Source organism: Arcicella sp. LKC2W, from assembly GCF_034931005.1.
In the GTDB taxonomy this organism is placed as follows: domain Bacteria; phylum Bacteroidota; class Bacteroidia; order Cytophagales; family Spirosomataceae; genus Arcicella.
In genome coordinates this window covers 341,809-362,251 of record NZ_JAYGIN010000004.1, presented here as the reverse complement: position 1 = coordinate 362,251, position 20,443 = coordinate 341,809, and the positions used below count along the sequence as shown (strand labels likewise).

The window sequence follows — 20,443 nt, the reverse complement described above, 5'->3', positions numbered from 1 at the left end:
TTAGGGTTTTACCATGAAATCATAAATTGGGCGAGTTTGAAATAACAATACGGGATTTGATGGCAAACAAGCGGTAACATTTATATTGTGAGACAGAATATTAGACGAACTACCAACCATCCAACGTTTACTACAGCAACTATCAAAATGGAAGCCTAATTCTTTCATCGTCCAAATACCATTAGCAGGTAAATTTTTATACGAATATTTACCTGTATAGGCTCCTCCAGTATTTGGATACTCAAAAATATCTCCACTGTTTGGACTACAAATTAAATTGGTTAAACCCGAAATAGCTTGAAATTTAGTACCCACCACAGTCAATCCATTATATTGTGCTGTTGGTCCAGCAGGAGCAAATATAGTCGTAACTCCACTGGGAACTGCCACTTTCAAAAGCTGGGAAGTTCCTTCCTTAATGGCTACAAATAAGGATGTATTGCCATAGTTTTCAATATCTTGCAAAGGAGCAGTCGTTGTGCTTACCACAGAAGCAACTCCAGTTGATATTTTTACTCTCAACAATTTTTGAGGGAAATTTGAATTAATGCCCGTAACTGCCCAAGCCATATCAGCTACGCCATACATATCACAAAGACCTGTTACCGAATACACAGGAGTACCTCCAATTTTAATTTGTGAAACTGGTGTAAAACCAACAGGCGACGAGCAAGGATTTACTTTATAAATATACGATGCAAAACCCGCAGGAACAGGCGAGCCAGCACTTCCCAATAAAACCAAAGCATACACAGGAGGACAAGCCGCCACTTTGGCACTTGATACATTGGTTTCTTCATTTGACGAAACAGGACTTGTTAAATCGTTGGTTTGGCAAGCCCAAATAGTCATGGCGGTTACGCTTGCTATGGTTAACAAACGTAAGAAATTGTTTTTTTTCATGATTGAAATTGTTTAAAGTTTACTAAGATATACACGCTATCCTCTGTGCTAATCAGAGGGAGAATAGCCAATCGTTGAAATGTAAAAAAATTAAATGCCTATTAGTGATGCTGAATATTAATTCTGGTGAGTATTTAAGAATTAACTACTTAGAAGAGATATGTAAAAATATTGTAAATTTTAGTACAATCAAATAAAATTAGAGATTATTGAGCAAATGGTACTTTAAATATCTATAAGCCCCCAATATATAGAAGTAATTTTACGCCCAAATTATCGCTTCCAAATAGTTAAAACCTTTGGCAAAGTTCCTGCGACTCAAAGCAGAAAATTCGATTATAAATTGGTTAAACGGTAATTGCCAAAAGTGTCATATTTTACCCTAACGGATAAATATTAAATGAACCATTTATTTTCACTAAATTTGGAGGAAGAATCTATAATTCCAACATCATGAAAAAAGTATTAATTCTCAGTATTTTAGCTTTCTCAACCATGGTTTCATCTTGCGACAGATTGAGTAACTCTACCGAAAAAATTGGAGAAACCGCTGGCACAATGGTAAAAGGCATTGAAACAGGTGTAAAAAAAGCTCGTGCCATTAAATTAACTTATACAGAAGCCCTCATCGATAAAGGGATTACCAACGGAAAAGTAACGCTGAAAAGTGATAAAGATGGAGGAACAGACAATCTTTTGAGTGTCTATTTAATTTTCTCTAAAAAATTCAAAGGAAAAGTTACCGCCAAAGCTTACGACAACGATGGCTTAGAAATGGGACGTAGCTCAATAAAAGTTGACACTCAATCGGGCAATGCAGGTTTCTATGATTTTCATTTCGACAAAAGAACAAATATCGACCGTGACGGGAAGATAGTTTTAGAATAATTTTCGATGTTTAGAATGTAGAATTGATTTACGCATCCGATGATTTTAAAACTCCTTAAAATTAGACTACAGATAGCACAGATTGGACTGATTCACACAGATTAAAATTATTATAGTCCGTGTAAATCAGTCCAATCCGTATTATCAATGGTCTAATTTGGATGCAATTTGAGATTCAAACCCCGAACATCAAAACACAAACACTTCATGAGCAATAAAACTAAAACAATCGTTGCACCAAGTTTAGAAAGCATCTACGAAGCTGCTGAAAAACTACGTGGAATAGCCGTACACACACCTTTGATGGAAAATTTAATTCTTTCGGAGCGTTATGAGGCAAATATTTTCTTGAAAAGGGAAGACTTACAAATTGTTCGTTCTTACAAAATCAGAGGAGCGTACAACAAAATGGCAAGACTTTCTAAATCGGAATTAGATAAAGGTGTAGTCTGTGCTTCTGCGGGAAATCACGCTCAAGGATTGGCGTATGCTTGCCACAAAATGGGTGTAAAAGGAGCCATTTTTATGCCTACAACTACCCCAAATCAGAAAATCAAGCAGGTAAAAATGTTTGGTAAAAACGATATTGAAGTAATGATGGTAGGCGATACTTACGATGATGCCGCCAATGCCGCCAAACAATATTGTGAAGAACATCACGCTACTTTCGTGTCGGCATTTGATGATATTGATGTTATTACGGGGCAGGCTACTGTCGGACTGGAGATTTTTAGAGATGCCGATATAAAAATTGATTATTTATTCCTTGCCATTGGTGGCGGAGGCGTTTCTGCGGGGATTTCTACGGTTTTCAAACAGTTATCGCCACATACCAAAATCATTGGCGTTGAACCTGCGGGGGCGGCGTCTATGAAAGCAAGTATTGATGCAGGTCATGTGGTGGGATTAGATAAAATTGACAAATTTGTGGACGGTGCGGCGGTAGGAAAAGTAGGTGAGATTCCTTTTGCGATTTGTCAAAAAAATTTAGACGACATCATCATTGTTCCCGAAGGAAAAGTTTGTACAACCATTTTGGAGTTATACAACGAATCTGCCATCGTGGCCGAACCCGCAGGAGCTTTGACCATTGCGGCTTTGGATTTTATGAAGGAGCAAATCAAAGGTAAAAATGTGGTTTGTTTGGTTTCTGGGGGCAATAATGACATCACTCGCACCGAAGAAATCAAAGAACGGTCTTTACTTTACGAAGGGCTAAAACATTATTTCATGGTACGTTTTCCGCAACGTGCAGGAGCATTACGTAACTTTTTGAATAACGTTTTAGGGCCAGACGACGACATTACTTTCTTTGAATATCAGAAGAAAACAAGTAGAGAATCAGGGCCAGTTTTATTAGGAATAGAACTAAAAACCAGAGAAGATTACGCTGCCCTCATCGACAGAATGAAAGCAGAAAATATTGTTTATCAAGAACTTAACGAACAACCTGATTTATTTTCGGTATTGGTGTAACCCGATGCTTTCGCATCGAACGCAATTATATTCCGATGCGGAAGCATCGGGCTACAAAAAACAAACAACATTAACGAAAGCAACACACTGAGCATGATTATTATAAAGCCGTTTGCTGTGTATGCTTACGCAAAACAACTTTCTGAAATATGCCAATAATTGAATTTACAGCAGGGAAATTAACAAAAGAAGTAAAAGAGAAACTTATAACACAACTGACAGATATTTCAGTAGAAATTACAGGAATACCAAAACATTTGTTTTTTATAACAATAAATGAAAAACCTGACGAAGATATCGCTGTTGGGGGTGTTAGTGTACAAAAAATAAAAGAAGAATTGAACAAACAAAAGTAACTACAAATCCCTAACATCGGTAGCTCGCATCTTACGAGTTACCGATGTTAGAGATTTATAGTCAATAATAACCGTACTAAAGCATCTCAGCAATCCCATACAAAGGAATATTCGTCAGCCAATCTCACCCAGTAGCTCGCATCTTGCGAGTTACCACTATTAACAGGCTTCCAGCCGATTTTACAGTGAATAATATTCCGATGCAGAGGCATCGGGTTACAAAATAAAATAATCATGCTCAACGTCGCTCTTATTGGTTTTGGTTTATCGGGTAGATATTTACAAGCTCCCTTTTTTGAAACCAATCCAAATTTCAATCTTAAAACGATTGTTTCTAATAGTCAAAATCCGAAGGAATATTTCCCCAATGTCAATGTTGCCAAAAGTTTAGAGGAAGTTTTGACAGATGATTCTATCGACTTGGTAAGTATTTGTTCACCCAATTCAACGCATTTTGAGTATGCTAAAAAAACGTTATTGGCAGGCAAAAATGTCTTGGTAGAAAAACCTTTTACCGCAACTATCGAAGAAGCGGAAGAACTCATTGCGTTGGGAAAAGAAACAGGAAAACTATTGACAATCTTCCAAAATCGCCGTTTTGACAGTGATTTTATGACCGTAAAGAAAATCATTGAAGATGGTTTATTGGGTGAAATTTTGAATTTTGAAATTCATTTTAACCGATTTAAACCTGTTTTGAATCCTAAAAAATGGAAAGAAACGGTTAGCCCTGCCAATGGAATTTTATACGATTTGGGAGCTCATATCATCGACCAAGCCATTGTTCTTTTCGGTTCTCCACAAAGCGTTTGGGGACAGTCTTTTACGCAAAGAGAAGGTTCTGAAATTGAAGATGCGTTTGATATTCGTTTGGATTATGGCAAATTGAAAGTTACGCTCAGGTCGAGTTTATTAGTTCGTGAAGATTCTCCAAGATATATTATTCATGGAACAAAGGGGTCATTCGTAAAATATGGAATTGATGTACAAGAAGACCACCTAAAAGCAGGTTTACAGCCAAATGATATAGGTTTTGGTATTGAGCCGAGTTCTCAAATGGGAGTTTTGAACACTGATATGAATGGCTTAGGCGTTAGAGGAACAGTTGATACTTTGACTGGAAATTGGGCTTTATTATTCCAAAATCTACATGATGTAATTGTTGATGGCAAAGCGTTATTTATCAAACCTGAGGAGGTTTTGGAGCAAATCAAAATTATTGAACAAGTAAGAGCGTAACACAGATTTTAGTCTGTATGTTAATCATCGACATACAGACTAAAGTCTGTGTTACGGCAATTTATGTCTTGCCGAATCTCTTTTTGTAGAATCAGCAGGTTGTTTTCTACTGTATTGTCCTGCTTTAATCGTTGGGATTTTCTTCTTTTTTTCTTCCAAAAGTTTTTTTACATCAACATAAACATTCTTCAACGATGCAGGATTGGCAATATAATACCGCAAACTCATATTAAAGTTTGCCGTATCAATGTTGTATTTTTTCAACGTTTTTCCCTTTAATTTTTGATAAATAAAAAGGGCAGAATCAGTATTGCTAATGTGCATATCATTCACCTGCGACTCCAGTATGTGAATATCTGATAAAATGACCGCCATTTTATCCTCAGCAATCAAATCTTTTGGCTTATCGTCAGAACTGCAAGCACAAAGGGCAAATACAAGTAAAATAATTCTAAATCTCATAATTCAAATTTACTGCGAATTTGTATAGATTTTACTCCGTTAAGAATTTTTAAGAAAGATTATCCCACTCTTGGACAACGTTTAAATTCCTTTGTTCTATCAAAAAGAAAACGATAAGTGATATATTCTTTGTCACGACTTGTACCCAATTGCGACACAAAACGGTTCATTTTAGGGTTAAAATCGCCCACCCAGTTCATGTCGATAGTTTCGTATTGATAATGTGGATTATCTCGCCCAGCCTGACGGAAACGCAAAGCAATTGCCGACTCAATTCCCTTTCCTTGAAAATCGGGTACAACGCCAAAAATCATCCCACAAGTACGAGTAACCACGCCACGCATGAGCAAAAGAGCGAATTTTGCTTTTTCGTACCAACCAAATTTACCATTCAAGTGCTTGACAATCTGATTAATATCTGGGATAACGATAAAGAAAGCAATCGGACGCTCGCCTGCGTAAGCAAACCAAGTCAATTGTTCGTCAATGATAGGTTTCATTGTTTTTACCAAACTCTGAGCCTGTTCCGAACTCATAGCTTTTACTCCAGGAAATTTTGCCCAACCTTCATTAAAAACCGTTCTAAAATCTTCCCCGTATTTTTCTAATTTACGTTTTTCAATATGCCTGAAATCATAATCAGGATTTGCATAAACCTTACGAGCTTTGTCTTCCACAGTATCCGCCACCGATGCCGCCCTGATTGGCGAAACATACACAAATTGTTGGAAATAATCTTTGAAGCCATAATTCTCAAAAAATGGAATGTAATATTCTTTTGTCCAAGCCATTTTGTAAGTTGGTTCGTATTGCCAACCTTTAGTCATTAAGCCCCAAAAAGCATCACGTTCGCCAAAATTGATTGGACCGTCCATTGCCTCCATGCCTTTTGATGCCAACCAATTTTTACAAGTATCAAATAATAAAAAAGCTATTTTTTCGTCTGAGATACACTCAAAAAAGCCCATTCCTCCTGTTGGTTGTTCTTCTTTTTGAGCAGTTTCATGATTGATAAAAGCTGCTACACGACCGATAGTTTCGCCAGATTCATTTTGCAAAATCCAACGGATAGCCTCACCGTGTTTAAAGTATTTATTTTTGTTTGGATTAAACGTATTCTCAACATCTTGGTCGAGCGGACGAATCCAATTAGCATCCTCAGCGTACAGTTTTACAGGTAATAAAAGAAATTCTTGTTGTAATTTTTTATCGTCAGCGACTTCTAAAATGGTCATTGTGGTTGCTTGTTTAATTTTTTAGTAAAGATAGGGGATTTTGAGAGAATTGAGGAAAGAGTAACTTAGTTACCTTGTGGAGTAACTAAGTACATTTGACGAACTCGTCATCAAACCTTTTTTCATAAACTCGCATTTTGGAACGAAAAATATCTCATTCCGTTATACTTTTATTAGTTTTGTAGAATATTAAAAATTAACAACAGCCGAATGCAACCGTTAAAAATATACAATACCCTCAGCCGAGAAAAAGAATTGTTTACTCCTCTAAACGCCCCGCACGTGGGTATTTACGTTTGTGGACCAACTGTTTATAACTATGTCCATTTAGGAAACGTCCGTACTTTCATGACTTTCGATGTGTTGTATCGTTATTTGTCTCATCTTGGTTACAAAGTGCGTTATGTTCGTAATATTACCGATGTAGGTCACTTGGTGGGCGATGGAGACGAAGGCGAAGACAAAATCGGGAAAATGGCGAAGTTAGAGCAACTCGAACCGATGGAAATTGTACAACGTTACACCAACGATTTTCATAAGGTTTTAGAACAATTTAATTTTCTTCCTCCAAGCATTGAGCCTTCAGCAACTGGACATATTGTTGAGCAAATCGAAACAACTCAAACGCTCATTAATAAAGGTTTAGCTTATGAATCCAACGGTTCTGTTTATTTTGACATTGCAAAATACAACGAACAAGGTGGTGAATATGGTAAACTTTCGGGAAGAATTTTGGACGATTTATTAACCGAAACCCGTGATTTAGACGGTGTTGGCGAAAAACGTAGTCCACTTGACTTTGCTCTTTGGAAAAAAGCCGCTCCCGAACACATTATGCGTTGGAATTCACCTTGGGGCGAAGGCTTCCCAGGTTGGCACTTAGAATGTACTTGCATGAGTACCAAATACTTAGGCGACAGTTTTGATATTCACGGAGGAGGAATGGACTTGAAATTCCCACACCACGAATGTGAAATTGCTCAAGCCAAAGGGGCAAACGACCGTGAACCTGTACGTTATTGGATGCACTCAAATATGCTGACGGTAAACGGACAAAAAATGTCGAAATCGCTCGGAAATTCATTCCTTCCAGCCGAACTTTTTGCGGGTACTCATCCGTTGTTAGAGCAGGCATATAGCCCAATGACGGTTCGTTTCTTCATGTTGCAGTCGCAATACAGAAGTACGCTTGATTTCTCAAATGATGCTTTGAAAGCGGCACAGAAAGGTTACAAACGTTTGATTAACGGATTAAGAATTATAAAAAACTTAGAATACGTTGCCGATGATTCTATCGTTATTGATGAAAAACAAATTGCCGAAATTGAAAAAGGTATTCAAGGATGTTATGATGGCTTAAATGATGATTTGAACACCGCAATAACCATTGCAGGTTTGTTTAATCTCGTGAAAAAAATCAACCAATTATACATGGGTCAAGTACAAACTGCTCAAATTGGTGAAGCTACTTTCAACCTTTTGAAGGAAAAATTTGTCTTAATCATTGAAGGTGTTTTAGGAATTGTTGAGGAACAAAATACTTCCGTTGAGGCTTTTGCCAAAGGAATGTTATCGTTATATAAAGAACATAAAGAAGCCAAACAATACGATAAAGTGGATGAAATCAGAGGATATTTCAAAGCCAATGGTTTAGTAATCAAAGACATGAAAACTCGTATTGATTGGGCGTATGAGGAATAGATAAAAGGTGTTAGGTTTTGGGGTTTAGGGGTTAGTTACAATGCACCTCCCTAAATCCTAAACCCCAACCCCCAACCCCTAAAAAATGAGAACACCCACTATCACGCCTATTATTAGGGCGATAATTGCCATAAATGTTATTGTATTCATCGTTCAATCTATTAATCCACAATATGATAGAATGATTGTTTCGCTGTTTGGTTTGCACTATTTTTCTTCGGAACAATTCAATCCAATTCAATTGGTAACGTATATGTTTGTCCATTCGGGCATTGGGCATATTTTCGGAAATATGTTGGGGCTATTTTTTTTAGGCCCAATCTTAGAAATGTTTTGGGGAGAGAAGCGTTTTTTAGCTTTTTATCTCGGAACAGGTATTGGGGCAGGATTGCTATATATGGGGTTAAAATATTACGACATTAGTGCTTTACAAGCAGCTTCAGAAGCATATATTCAAAATCCAGATTTTAAACAGTTTGAAAGTCTCATACAAAAGTTTTATTCGGAGGGAATTCCATCCAATGTTTACGGATTATTAGAAAATACAGGCAACGTTTCATTGAAAGAATCCGTATTTGTTATTGAAGAAAGTTTAAAAAGTGTTTTGAATACCCCAATGATTGGGGCATCAGGAGCAGTTTTTGGCGTAATGGCAGGTTTTGCCATTTTATTTCCCAATACAGAATTAATGCTTTTCCCCATTCCAATTCCGATTAAAGCTAAATATTTTGTAACTTTCTATGGGCTTTACGAAATCTATGCTGGCTTACATAAAATGCCTGGCGATAACGTTGCCCATTTTGCCCATATTGGAGGCATGATTTTTGCTTTTATTCTCATTAAAATTTGGGGAACAAAGCGAAACAATTTTTATTAAAATTATATTTACAAATTTGGTAACTTTTTATTAATCAAAATGTTATCAAAATAAATGGTGATAATTTATTTTATAAATTTGTTTAGAAAACCACCAATCGTAATTCACAAATCACAACTAAAAATATGAGTGGGATTTTAGATGACTTCAAAGACGCTTTCGCCAAGCGTAACAACGGTTTAATTCAGTTAATTTGGCTGAATGTGGCGGTGTATGTGGTCATGTTATTGTGCTTGATAACATTAACGGTGTTTTTCAAAAAATCCGATGTTTTTGAAAATGTACTTTCATATTTCAGCCTCACGCCAGCGATGGGAACGTTCCTTTTTCGCCCTTGGACAATACTTACTTACGCATTCTTTCACTCGGTAAATCCAATTGCTCACCTTTTGCCCAATATGTTGATGCTATATTGGTTTGGGGCAATTATTCAGGAGTTTTTAGGAAGCCGTAGATTAATTAATTTATACATTCTTGGAGCATTATTTGGTGGAATCTTAGCCTTAGCTGCCTTCAATTTTATTCCGTATTATCAAGTAGCCCTTAGTACAACCATCATCGGAGCATCTGGAAGCGTTATGGCGATTGTTTTTGCAGCCGCAACCTTAATGCCTGATTATACCTTCTTTTTATTCTTGATTGGTCCTGTTCGGATTAAATACATTGCGTTTTTCTTTTTCTTGATTTCATTGGCAGGAGCAATTGGTACAAATGCAGGCGGAGGAATTGTCCATTTAGGAGGAGCGTTATTAGGTTATTTGTATGTAAAACAATTGCAAGTGGGCAGAGATTGGGGAACCCCACTGGATGCCACTTTTGATTTTTTCCAAAATATCTTTAAGCGTACTGAAAAACCAACGATTAAAGTGGCTTATCGTCAAAAAGAATCCACTTATAGTAGTACCCCTGCGGGCGTTGGCGGAGGTTATCCAGACGATGATGAGGTTGATGAGATTTTAGATAAAATTTCTCGCTCAGGTTATGAAAGTTTGACCAAAGAAGAAAAACAAAAGTTATTTAAAGCTTCGCAGAAATAACATTAAAATTGATACTTACAACGCAAAACGGTCAAGCCTAAAACGCTTGACCGTTTTGCGTTGTAAGAACCTCAAAAAATTTCCGTAAATTTGTTCAGAAGTTGTTAGAATCTTTCCAGATAGATATTGCTTCCAAACATTTTAAAATATTTGTAGTTATATCTTTACACTTTTCGATAATTGAAACCCATGCAAATCACCCCTGGCAAAATATTGGCTCAAATTAACTCCCCAGAGGATTTAAGAAATAGAGACCGCTCGGAATTAATCCAAATTTGTGATGAACTTCGTCAATATATTATTGATGATGTGTCTGTTTTTGGAGGACACTTTGGTGCTTCATTGGGCGTGGTTGAGCTATCGGTGGCACTTCATTACGTTTTCAATACCCCAAATGACCAATTAGTTTGGGATGTTGGTCATCAAGCTTACGGACATAAAATCTTGACAGGGAGACGAGACAATTTTCATACCAATCGTCTTTATGGAGGCATTTCGGGTTTTCCAAAACGAAAGGAAAGTAAATACGATGCTTTTGGTGTAGGGCACTCTTCAACTTCGATTTCAGCGGCTTTGGGAATGTCGGTGGCTTCTCAGTATAAAGGTGAAAAAGACCGTCAGCACGTAGCAATTATCGGTGATGGCTCAATGACAGCAGGAATGGCATTTGAAGCGATGAATCATGCGGGAGATATTCCTAACAACATGATTATTATTTTGAATGACAACTGCATGGCGATTGACCCTAATGTTGGGGCTTTAAAAGAATATTTGACCGATATTACCACTTCTCATACCTACAATCGTGTAAAAGATGAAGTTTGGAATTTATTAGGCAAAATGTCCAAATTTGGTAAATCTGCCCAAGATATTGTTTCCAAAATAGAAAATGGACTGAAAGCAACTTTACTCAATCAAAGCAACTTATTTGAATCATTAAATCTTCGTTATTTTGGTCCAATCGACGGGCATGACGTGGAATATATGGTAACGGTTTTGAATGATTTGAAAGACATTCCAGGCCCTAAAATTCTTCATTGCATTACCACCAAAGGCAAAGGTTATGCCCTTGCCGAAAAAGACCAGACACTTTGGCACGCTCCAGGGAAATTTGATAAAATCACAGGAGAAATCAAGAAAAAAGTTTATTCTACGCCACAACCTCCTAAATATCAGGACGTTTTCGGGCATACTATTGTTGAATTAGCAGAGCAAAATGCCAAAATCATGGGTGTTACGCCCGCTATGCCTTCAGGGAGTTCATTGAATTTGATGATGAAAGCCATGCCCGACCGTGCTTTTGATGTAGGTATTGCCGAACAACACGCTGTAACTTTCTCAGCAGGAATGGCAACGCAAGGTCTGACCGTTTTCTGTAATATTTATTCAACGTTCATGCAACGAGCTTTTGACCAAGTGGTTCATGATGTAGCAATACAAGAATTACCTGTTATTTTCTGTCTTGACCGTGCGGGTTTTGCAGGTGCAGATGGACCAACCCATCATGGAGCGTATGACGTTGCGTATATGCGTTGTATTCCGAACATGATTGTGTTTTCTCCGATGAATGAAAAGGAATTACGAGATATTATGTTTACCGTTTCGCAAGACAATTTTAAGGACTTAAAAAGTTGTATTTCAATTCGTTATCCACGTGGAGAAGGTGTTATGCCTGATTGGAAAACACCATTTGAGAAAATGGAAATTGGTAAAGGTAGAAAGATAAAAGACGGGGAGAATGTAGCGATTTTGACACTCGGACATATTGGAAATTATGCCGTTGAAACTTGTAAAATCCTTGAAAAAGAAGGTATCAATCCAGCACATTACGATATGCGTTTTGTAAAGCCTTTAGACGAAGCGATGTTACACGAAATTTTCCAAAATTATGATAAAGTAATCACGGTAGAAGATGGTTGTATTCAAGGTGGATTTGGTTCGGCGGTAGCAGAGTTTATGTTAGACCATGATTACTCGGCTCAAATCAAACGTTTAGGTATTCCTGACCGAGTTGTTGAACACGGCGAACAAATTGAACTTCATCGTGAATGTGGTTTCGACCCTGAAGGAATTGCAGAAGCCGTTAGAGCTATTTTAGGAACAAAGAAAATTCAACAAAAAGCAGAAGATGTGAAATTGGTTTTGAATTAATAATCAGAACTATAAACTATTTGTCGCAGACAAATTTAGACCACTGATGAAACGGATTATACTGATTTACACAGCAGATAAAGAAAAATCAGCGAAAATCAGTATAATCCGTTCAATCAGTGGTCTATCGTTTGTGTTGAGACAAACTCTTTATCGTACCGTTAATGATTTCAAAACCATCTACAATTTACCCATAACGGAGTTTTGATTTTTCTTTAAATTTCCGTGTAAATCCGTTGAATCAGTACAATCTGTGGTCTAATTTTAGTTTACGATTTCAGCTTACTTCTTCTCCCGAATTTTCTTCACAATTCTTACCGCTGACATAATGATTACGGCGAAAAGAACTAAGCCTAAAATACCCCAAATCCAATCCACTGAATTTTTGAGAACTACTAAAAATACAATGGCGAAAAGGAAAATAGTAGCTATTTCGTTAAACAGTCTTAACTGAAAACCAGTAAACCTAAATTTATCTTGGCGTAATTCGGCAATCAGTTTTCTACAATAAAAATGATAAATGATTAGTCCAACCACAAAGCTCAATTTGATATGTAACCAACCATGAGCTGAGAAAGAATCCCACCAAGTCCAATAAACCATTGTAATCCCAGAAATAACCGTCAACCACATGGCAGGAACCATGATGGCATTGAACAGAATTTTTTCCATTTTTTTGAATTGTTCTTGAATAATAGAACGCTCCAAATCTGGTTTATCATTAGCTTCAGTATGATACACAAAAAGGCGTGGCAAATAAAAAAGTCCTGCAAACCAACTGGTTACGAAGATAATATGAATGGCTTTAATGTGTTCGTAAGTCATTTTGAGTTTGTAAATTTATGAATTCATGAGTTTATGAGTCTTAACTGAATAAAGAATATTCCTTTTTTTACTCATAAACGCTAAACTCATAAACTTCTCTTATATTTTTTAAAGAAGCTATTGATTTTCATTTGAATAACTCCTAAAATTGCTTCACGGAATATATTGGCAGACATTTTAGATTGTCCTTTTGTACGGTCTGTGAAAATAATTGGCACTTCAACAATTTTGAAACCGTATTTCCATGTGGTAAATTTCATTTCTACTTGAAACGCATAACCAACAAATTTTATAGAATCTAAATTAATGGTTTTCAAAACCTTAGCGGTATAACATTTAAAGCCTGCCGTAACATCCATTACAGGAATACCAGTAATAAATCTTACATAATATCCTGCAAAATATGACATTAATACACGGCTCATTGGCCAGTTTACCACATTGACACCATTGATGTATCTTGAACCAATCGCCATGTCTGCACCGTCATTGGCACAAGCATTATACAATCTTACCAAATCATCTGGATTATGCGAAAAGTCGGCATCCATTTCAAAAATATACTCATAGTTCAGTCCTAAAGCATATTTAAAACCATGAATATAAGCTGTACCTAAACCTAATTTACCTTTACGTTCCTGTAAGTGCAAACGATTTGTCCCAAATTCGGTTTGTAATTCTTTAACTTTTTTTCCAGTTCCATCTGGAGAACCATCATCTACAATCAATAAATCGAAAGCAGGTTCAAGGCTCATCACTTTACGTATAATGGCTTCAATGTTTTCTATTTCGTTATAAGTAGGAATGATGACGATACGTGAATTCATTTATTTTAGTTTTATTTTGAAGATTGGTGATTCGAACCGTTCTTATATGCAAAGTTACAAAAGCTAAGTCAATTTTATGGGATAGATTATCGGTTATAACAGATACAATTTATAATGTGGTCATTGACCATACCTGTTGCCTGCATAAAGGCGTAGCAAATTGTAGTACCAATAAACTTGAATCCTCGTTTCTTGAGAGTTTTACTCATGGCATCTGAAATATCGGTTCTTGCAGGCACACTACCTAAACTATTCGCCTGATTTACAATGGGTTGACCTCCTACAAACTGCCAAATATATTCTCTAAAACTGCCATATTCTTGTTGTATTTCAAGAAATAAACGAGCGTTGATGATTGTTCCTTCTATTTTCAAACGATTCCTGATGATACCTGCATCCTGCATGAGTTCTTCTACTTTTTGAGCATCATATTTAACAATTTTTAAGGCATCGAAATTATCAAATGCTTTTCTAAAGTTCTCTCTTTTCCGTAAAATGGTTATCCAACTCAATCCTGCCTGAAAACCTTCAAGGATTAAAAATTCAAATAACTTATCATCATCATAAAGTGGAACGCCCCATTCTTCATCATGATATTTTATGTAAAGTGCATCATTTCCAGCCCATTGACAACGGGTTATAGTTTCTTTTTCGATAGTCATATTAGAGTGTTGTTTAACTATTTACAAATTTAAGTGGCATTTATCAAGTATGCTATCAAAGTATTTCGAAAACTTGAAAGTTTAATTTCTTTCAAGACTACACACTCAAGATATTATTTATTGCTGTGAAAAGTTAAAGAAACAGAAAAGCCGAGACTATAAATCTCGGCTTTTGCTTTATTACACCAATATGAAAATCCGTTTGGACTTTCTCCCTACCGTAGCAGAGAGGAAATCTTTAATACGGTTTTATAGTTATCCACTGATTTGTCTTTTTATCATAAGCCAAATGTTCATCTGGCCATTCTATATATTGTTTCATAGGAATTTGCTGGTTTAAATTCCCGTTTTTTATCAATTCTTGGAATAAATAATTACCACGTTCTTTTGCTACTTCCTCCGCTAAATGTGGTGTATTGGCAACTTCTTCAAATGCTATTGGCATTAATGAATTGGGCGTTAATTTGAATTTCCCGAGAACGCCTCTTTTAAAAGCTGAGCTTGAACCTACTGGGCGAATCAGGAAAAAGTAATGCCAACCATTTTCTGCTTGGTAATACTTTTGTACTTTAAAATTAGGAATATTTTTGGCGTAAAAACCTCTAAATTGAGGCTGAAACTTTGTTTTATTGGTTGCTTCTGGAGCAGGTAAATAGAGGTAAGTAACAATATTGGTTAAGAGGCTATCTTGTTGACTTTTAGAAAAATAATTATCAAAGTCGTTATTATTAGATTGACAGGAAATGAGCGTTAAGGTAATCAGTAAGCCTAAAAGTATCGTTTTCATATTGGTAATTTCTGAGAGTATAGGTTTTAGATATTAGGTTTTAGTTTGAAAATTCTCGAATACTAAAACCTAATATCTAAACCTAAAACCTTATTTATTTTACGTAAACAATTGTTTGTGGATTAAACTCCGTCCAACCAAGTGTCCAGTCTGTATCATTAAATGCACCTGCAAAAGTCGTTTTCGTGAAGAAAGCAGGTAAAGTTGTTGGTAGATTTACACCTAATAAAGTAGAGCCAGTTCCTAAAACAAATGTAGGACGACCAGTTGACCATAAAGATGAGTTTAAACCAAGCGTTGAAGTATTAGCCAATAATTTGTTTCCTGTTTGAGCAACAAACCATTCAGAAGGCTTTTGAGTACCAATCAAGATTGCTGGAGCAGCCGTAGATTGTTCGTTATCTACTACACCAAATCCACGTGGAAGGTTAGCATCTCCTTGACCAAAACCATTTGTTCCCCATTTGTCTAAACCTGCAACGATAACGTTTTGAAGCGTAATATCTCCTTTGGCAGCATTACCTTTTGCATCTCCTCTTTGGCTATCAATATAAACACCGTTTGGATAACCTGTAATAACTGTATTATAGATTTTCAATTTGTTGTTACGACGTAATTGAGCTCCATTTTGGAATTGAGAACTAATGGTTATCAAACTTCCTTTTGGTCCAATGATAGACATATTGGCAAACGTTGCAGAAGTGAATGGAGCATTTGAAGAACCAGCAGCATCATTATCAACCTCAAATCCGTTTGAACCAGAAATATCTGCTTGTGTAGCACCACGAATACCAATTCCGTATTGAACATTTCCAGAGAAACCATTATCAATGTCAAAATCATCATCTAAACCTTTGTAAGCTACCAAATATTTAGCATTTACATTTCCACCAAACCATTCAAATGAATCATCTAATCCAAAAGTAGCTTGTAAATATTCTAACGTTGTACCAGCACCTACTGAACCAAAAGTGAATGAGTTTACTTCTTGGTTAGGGTTAATTGGAATACCTGCAAATTCAACACGAACATATTTTAAAGAACCAGAGTTATCAGTATTATCTGTACCTCCGTGGAATGCACCATAAGCACCTTCTAATTCACGGTTTGCTTGAGCATCTGGTAAGTTGTTGATTGCTTTACCACAAATTACAATTCCACCCCAGTCACCTGGTTCACGCTCACCTGCTGCACGCTCAGATGTAAACACGATTGGTTTCGCTGCTGTACCTTCTGCAATTAATTTACTACCTCTTTGAACAACTAAAGTACCTTTTGTAGCACGTTCACCAATGATAACTGTACCAGGTTGGATTGTCAATGTTGCCGTTTTAGTAACAGTACCAAATACTGCTTCTTGACCCAAACGAACAAAACCGCTCAATTTATAGATTTTATCAGCCGTCCAAGTAATATTACCTTCTAAATTACCTGAAACTGTAACTACTGTTGGAGCAGGAATTGCAGAAACTGTTACTGGAATAGTAGTTAAAGAAGAAACTTGGTTATTGTTATCAGTTACTTGAATGGTAAAATTAACTACCGAGTTAGCTGCAAGTGACTCAATAACGTAATCTTTAGTATAGTCAAGTGTTGTTTGTCCAGTTCCAGTTTGAGAATCAAAAGCAGAACCATTTTTCAAAACTGTAATTGCTTTTACGCCACCTGGAGCATTAATTGATGCTTTGATTTGAACGGTTGCTCCTGGAATTCCCGATAAAGTTCCGCTTGTCGTAATTGTTGGAATTGGCACAACAGCAGGAGTATCGTCTTTACAAGCCTGAAACATTGTTATTACCGAAAGTAACAGAGCAATAATTTTGATAGATTTCATGAGTTTCGAAATGAATAGTTTATAATATATTAAATTGAAATAATGTTTATTTTATTTATACTGACTGTTTTCTTTATGATTTTGTGGAACGGCTTATTCTTTCTTACTGCTCTTTTAATGCTTATCAAATTTTCAATTAGCGAATTGTATAAACTACGCCCAAAGAATAAACTCTACCTGGAGAATAAGACTGGATTGTTTGGTCTGAATCGCTATTGAAACTACCATCTCTGTTTCCGTCTTGAAGAATTAAGTTTTTGTTATTAAGAATATCTGTAATACCACCTTTCACGATTAAGTTTTTGTAAACTTCTTTCGAGAAAGTCAAGTCTAACACATTACGTGGCATTTCGTACCAGTCTGGATAACCTGCTGCAAATGAGTTTCCTACTGCATAAATACGCTTTCCGATTACGTTGAACAATAAGCTAATTTGTGTATTGTTTTTGTTATCGTTGTAATTAATACCTGCATTGATGATGTACGGCGACTGTCCTTGTAATGGACGATTATCTGATTGGTTAATCGTATTGGCACTAAATTTCACTCGGCTATAAATAAATGCTCCGTTGAAAACCAAATTGATTTTATTCAAGAATTTAGAGTCAGTCAATTTATCCAATGATTTTCTAACCTCTAATTCGATACCTGTACTGAAAGCACTTTCTGCGTTACTAAAACTGATGTTGTTATTATTCACACCGTCAAAAACAACTTCGATTGGTGTCTTGAAATATTTATAGAAAGCTGCAACCGAGATAATTTCAGAAGGTGTTGGATAGAATTCGTAACGGAAATCGGCATTGTCAACTTGTGCATTTTCAAGATTTGAATTACCAGTGATTACACGGTTATTTACAAAATCATAGAAAGAGAATGGAGCAATTTCACGGAATTCAGGACGGTTAACGGTTTTTCCGTAAGCAAAACGTAACAATGATTTTTCAGAGAAATTGTAAGTTAAGTTTGCCGAAGGTAAAACATTCGTGATATCACGATTGAAGTTTACTGGAGCATTTTTACTGATGTCGTAACTATTCAATTTCTGAACGTTTTTCTCTACACGTAAGCCTGCAATCAAATTCAATTTTTTCGTGAAAGAATAGTTTCCTGATGCGTAAAAAGCAATTTGGTTATTACTTGCCGAGTATGAGTCAGAAGCATTTGTTTGCTCGTCAATTTTCACACCGTTAGTTAAATTGATATTTTGTTGAGCAAAGATTTGGTCGATTGGTAAACTTCCAACGTCAAACAATGTTCCATTAGCACGAACAAAACCTAAGTTACGAGCATTAAAAGAACGGTCTTTATTTTCGTAGAATCCACCAAATTTCAATTCTAATTCTTTACTACTTTCTTTCGTTGCACCTTTCACAACGGTCAATTTCTGAACTACGTTGAAACCTCCCATCAATGCTTTTTCATCAAGTAAGATATTTGTTCTACCTAAGTTTACCGTTTGAGCTGCTCCAAATGGCACTAACAAACTTGGTTCTGAACCATTATCTGTTGAATATCTAAAACGTTTATAATCAGGTTGGTCACGGTACGTTTTGTTATAAGCAACTACCCAATCAACTAATGTTTTATCATCGTTTAATTTATGACGACCTAATACTTGACCTGTATAAATTCCTCTAAAAACTTGGTCTAAAGAACGGATATTCCAAGTTCCACCATTTTCAAAACCATTTCTGTTTACATACTGAGCATTGCTCATTTGGTTGAAAAGGTTTTTGAATTCAAATGTATGTTTGTCGTTAATTTTCAATGCCCAGTTATGAAGCACACCCAAACGAATGGCATTGTTATATTGTAAATCTCTAAACTTTGTATCCTCATTAATTGAAATCTCGTTGCTTGTTGCTGCGGTATATCCGAAGTCACTTCTCAACATTTCAAAGATTGAATTGGTATTGCTATAATTTACCGCTGTTACGTTTGCTAATTTAATGCCATCGTTATCAATGAATTTATATGCACCTGTCAGTGTCATACGTAAGTCAGGAAGAGCAGTTGTTGAAGTTGGAGTCCAAGTATTACGCAATAATTGTCCTGCCTGAGTCAATGCAACTGGATTTGAAGTAGCAATTTGTTTCAAACCAGCCGTTGTAGGGAAATATTTTGGTAAATCAGCAAAACCGTTGTTAAAACCTAACAAGTAATTTTTACCTCTTTGTGGTTGCAACATTTCTTTACCTGTTGTTCCTTCACGAGAACCTCCGCTGATGTCAATTGTAAAATAATTATTATCAGGAATACTTTTTGTGAAGATTTTTACCACACCACCCGCAAATTCACCTGGCAATTCAGCAGCAGGAGATTTGAATACTAAAATACGGTCGATTTGTGCTGACGGAATAACGTCAAATGAGAATGAACGAACGTCTGCTTCCATACTTGGAGCAAAAGCGTTGTTTAATAAAACTGTATTATAACGCTCATTAAGACCACGAATGTTGATAAAACGTTCTCCAAAAATGGTTACACCAGGAACACGCTTTACTACCTCAGCAGCGTTACGGTCAAGTGTTTTACCGATTTGAGCCGCAGAAATACCACTTACAATTTGTTGAGCTGCTTTAATTTCTGAAATTACCGAAACCTCTGTATTTGTCAATTTCTGACCAACAACTTTAACTTCATTAAGTGTCGAACCTTCTTCGTCAAGCGATGTATTGATTTCTGTAACTTGGTCTGCAAGGACTTTTACATTTTCAATAAATTTAGATTTATATCCTACGAATGAGATTTTTAATTTGTAAGTGCCTACTGGTAAGCGACTTAAAGAGAAGAATCCGTTAATATCGGCAGCACCACCTTTATTATGTCCTTCAAGGAAGACTGTTGCTCCTACTAAATCTTCTTTTGATTTAGCGTCTTTGATTGTTCCTCTGATTGTACCCTCTTGGGCGAAAGCGAATGAAATAGAAGCGATTAAAACTAAAATTGTACTCAGTAACTTTTGCATCATCATATTGGTTTTTTGATGCTACAAAATTAGAGTGGCTATTTAACCCCAATGTTACGGGTTCATTATGCTTAGGTTATGCTTATGTTACCGTAATGTTAAGAAGGGGAGTTTGGAGGTTTTTTAGGTATGAATTATGAGGTCGTAGGTATGAGGTATTTTTTAGGTATGAGGTCGTAGGTCGTAGGTATTTTTTAGGTATGAGGTATGAG

General features: G+C 36.2%; 17 protein-coding genes. 8 read left to right on the top strand and 9 right to left on the bottom strand.

The features are described 5' to 3' along the window. Positions 1-903 (bottom strand): hypothetical protein, encoded by a 903-nt coding sequence (locus VB796_RS05130; RefSeq protein WP_323345440.1) that lies wholly within the window; start codon positions 901-903, stop codon positions 1-3. A 453-nt stretch (positions 904-1,356) separates the two neighbouring features. Between VB796_RS05130 and VB796_RS05125 the strand changes: the two genes are divergently transcribed. From VB796_RS05125 to VB796_RS05110, 4 genes are all read left to right on the top strand, one after another. Next, positions 1,357-1,791: a hypothetical protein gene (locus VB796_RS05125; RefSeq protein ID WP_323345439.1), complete on the top strand. Its 435-nt coding sequence runs from the start codon at positions 1,357-1,359 to the stop codon at positions 1,789-1,791. A 207-nt stretch (positions 1,792-1,998) separates the two neighbouring features. After that, positions 1,999-3,267, top strand: a complete 1,269-nt coding sequence (gene ilvA, locus VB796_RS05120) for a threonine ammonia-lyase (protein WP_323345438.1) — start codon at positions 1,999-2,001, stop codon at positions 3,265-3,267. A gap of 149 nt (positions 3,268-3,416) precedes the next feature. Next, the gene (locus VB796_RS05115; protein ID WP_323345437.1) at positions 3,417-3,623 is read left to right on the top strand and encodes a tautomerase family protein; all 207 of its coding nucleotides are present in this window, start codon (positions 3,417-3,419) and stop codon (positions 3,621-3,623) included. A gap of 234 nt (positions 3,624-3,857) precedes the next feature. Then, complete coding sequence (locus VB796_RS05110) at positions 3,858-4,862, top strand: Gfo/Idh/MocA family oxidoreductase (protein ID WP_323345436.1); 1,005 nt, start codon at positions 3,858-3,860, stop codon at positions 4,860-4,862. Between the two features lie 51 nt (positions 4,863-4,913). Here the strand turns inward: VB796_RS05110 and VB796_RS05105 are convergent, their stop codons facing one another. Together VB796_RS05105 and VB796_RS05100 are read right to left on the bottom strand one after the other, a co-directional pair. Continuing rightward, positions 4,914-5,324, bottom strand: a complete 411-nt coding sequence (locus VB796_RS05105) for a DUF4296 domain-containing protein (protein WP_323345435.1) — start codon at positions 5,322-5,324, stop codon at positions 4,914-4,916. 59 nt (positions 5,325-5,383) lie between these two features. Continuing rightward, positions 5,384-6,559 carry a hypothetical protein gene (locus tag VB796_RS05100; protein WP_323345434.1) on the bottom strand — a complete coding sequence of 392 codons (1,176 nt, stop codon included), beginning with the start codon at positions 6,557-6,559 and terminating at the stop codon, positions 5,384-5,386. A gap of 210 nt (positions 6,560-6,769) precedes the next feature. On the opposite strand from VB796_RS05100, the gene cysS reads away from it, so the two are divergent. The 4 genes from cysS (at position 6,770) to dxs (ending at position 12,325) form a co-directional block, all read left to right on the top strand. Next, entirely contained in the window at positions 6,770-8,260 is a 1,491-nt protein-coding gene (gene cysS / locus VB796_RS05095) for a cysteine--tRNA ligase (RefSeq protein WP_323345433.1), read from the top strand. Positions 8,261-8,345: 85 nt separating this feature from the next. Next, entirely contained in the window at positions 8,346-9,137 is a 792-nt protein-coding gene (locus tag VB796_RS05090; RefSeq protein ID WP_323345432.1) for a rhomboid family intramembrane serine protease, read from the top strand. Positions 9,138-9,262: 125 nt separating this feature from the next. Continuing rightward, positions 9,263-10,174 (top strand): rhomboid family intramembrane serine protease, encoded by a 912-nt coding sequence (locus tag VB796_RS05085; protein ID WP_323345431.1) that lies wholly within the window; start codon positions 9,263-9,265, stop codon positions 10,172-10,174. Positions 10,175-10,363: 189 nt separating this feature from the next. After that, entirely contained in the window at positions 10,364-12,325 is a 1,962-nt protein-coding gene (dxs, locus tag VB796_RS05080; RefSeq protein ID WP_323345430.1) for a 1-deoxy-D-xylulose-5-phosphate synthase, read from the top strand. Between the two features lie 282 nt (positions 12,326-12,607). Here dxs and VB796_RS05075 read toward each other — a convergent pair whose 3' ends face one another. The 6 genes from VB796_RS05075 to VB796_RS05050 form a co-directional block, all read right to left on the bottom strand. Next, positions 12,608-13,150: a CopD family protein gene (locus tag VB796_RS05075; RefSeq protein ID WP_323345429.1), complete on the bottom strand. Its 543-nt coding sequence runs from the start codon at positions 13,148-13,150 to the stop codon at positions 12,608-12,610. Between the two features lie 86 nt (positions 13,151-13,236). Beyond that, positions 13,237-13,977 carry a polyprenol monophosphomannose synthase gene (locus VB796_RS05070; RefSeq protein WP_323345428.1) on the bottom strand — a complete coding sequence of 247 codons (741 nt, stop codon included), beginning with the start codon at positions 13,975-13,977 and terminating at the stop codon, positions 13,237-13,239. 86 nt (positions 13,978-14,063) lie between these two features. Further along, positions 14,064-14,639, bottom strand: a complete 576-nt coding sequence (locus VB796_RS05065; protein WP_323345427.1) for a DNA-3-methyladenine glycosylase I — start codon at positions 14,637-14,639, stop codon at positions 14,064-14,066. A gap of 238 nt (positions 14,640-14,877) precedes the next feature. Continuing rightward, on the bottom strand, positions 14,878-15,426 hold the full coding sequence (locus tag VB796_RS05060; RefSeq protein WP_323345426.1) for a hypothetical protein: 549 nt from the start codon (positions 15,424-15,426) through the stop codon (positions 14,878-14,880). 94 nt (positions 15,427-15,520) lie between these two features. After that, positions 15,521-17,260, bottom strand: coding sequence for an Ig-like domain repeat protein (locus VB796_RS05055; protein WP_323345425.1), 1,740 nt, complete (start codon positions 17,258-17,260; stop codon positions 15,521-15,523). Positions 17,261-17,396: 136 nt separating this feature from the next. Further along, a complete protein-coding gene (locus tag VB796_RS05050; RefSeq protein WP_323345424.1) occupies positions 17,397-20,231 on the bottom strand; it encodes a TonB-dependent receptor in 2,835 nt (944 codons plus the stop codon). Between the last annotated feature and the right edge of the window lie 212 nt (positions 20,232-20,443).

What these genes read in the sequence shown, in the direction of transcription:
- VB796_RS05130 (WP_323345440.1), bottom strand. Translation starts at nt 903, where the DNA reads ATGAAAAAAAACAATTTCTTACGTTTGTTAACCATAGCAAGCGTAACC.
- VB796_RS05125 (WP_323345439.1), top strand. Translation starts at nt 1,357, where the DNA reads ATGAAAAAAGTATTAATTCTCAGTATTTTAGCTTTCTCAACCATGGTT.
- ilvA (WP_323345438.1), top strand. Translation starts at nt 1,999, where the DNA reads ATGAGCAATAAAACTAAAACAATCGTTGCACCAAGTTTAGAAAGCATC.
- VB796_RS05115 (WP_323345437.1), top strand. Translation starts at nt 3,417, where the DNA reads ATGCCAATAATTGAATTTACAGCAGGGAAATTAACAAAAGAAGTAAAA.
- VB796_RS05110 (WP_323345436.1), top strand. Translation starts at nt 3,858, where the DNA reads ATGCTCAACGTCGCTCTTATTGGTTTTGGTTTATCGGGTAGATATTTA.
- VB796_RS05105 (WP_323345435.1), bottom strand. Translation starts at nt 5,324, where the DNA reads ATGAGATTTAGAATTATTTTACTTGTATTTGCCCTTTGTGCTTGCAGT.
- VB796_RS05100 (WP_323345434.1), bottom strand. Translation starts at nt 6,559, where the DNA reads ATGACCATTTTAGAAGTCGCTGACGATAAAAAATTACAACAAGAATTT.
- cysS (WP_323345433.1), top strand. Translation starts at nt 6,770, where the DNA reads ATGCAACCGTTAAAAATATACAATACCCTCAGCCGAGAAAAAGAATTG.
- VB796_RS05090 (WP_323345432.1), top strand. Translation starts at nt 8,346, where the DNA reads ATGAGAACACCCACTATCACGCCTATTATTAGGGCGATAATTGCCATA.
- VB796_RS05085 (WP_323345431.1), top strand. Translation starts at nt 9,263, where the DNA reads ATGAGTGGGATTTTAGATGACTTCAAAGACGCTTTCGCCAAGCGTAAC.
- dxs (WP_323345430.1), top strand. Translation starts at nt 10,364, where the DNA reads ATGCAAATCACCCCTGGCAAAATATTGGCTCAAATTAACTCCCCAGAG.
- VB796_RS05075 (WP_323345429.1), bottom strand. Translation starts at nt 13,150, where the DNA reads ATGACTTACGAACACATTAAAGCCATTCATATTATCTTCGTAACCAGT.
- VB796_RS05070 (WP_323345428.1), bottom strand. Translation starts at nt 13,977, where the DNA reads ATGAATTCACGTATCGTCATCATTCCTACTTATAACGAAATAGAAAAC.
- VB796_RS05065 (WP_323345427.1), bottom strand. Translation starts at nt 14,639, where the DNA reads ATGACTATCGAAAAAGAAACTATAACCCGTTGTCAATGGGCTGGAAAT.
- VB796_RS05060 (WP_323345426.1), bottom strand. Translation starts at nt 15,426, where the DNA reads ATGAAAACGATACTTTTAGGCTTACTGATTACCTTAACGCTCATTTCC.
- VB796_RS05055 (WP_323345425.1), bottom strand. Translation starts at nt 17,260, where the DNA reads ATGAAATCTATCAAAATTATTGCTCTGTTACTTTCGGTAATAACAATG.
- VB796_RS05050 (WP_323345424.1), bottom strand. Translation starts at nt 20,231, where the DNA reads ATGCAAAAGTTACTGAGTACAATTTTAGTTTTAATCGCTTCTATTTCA.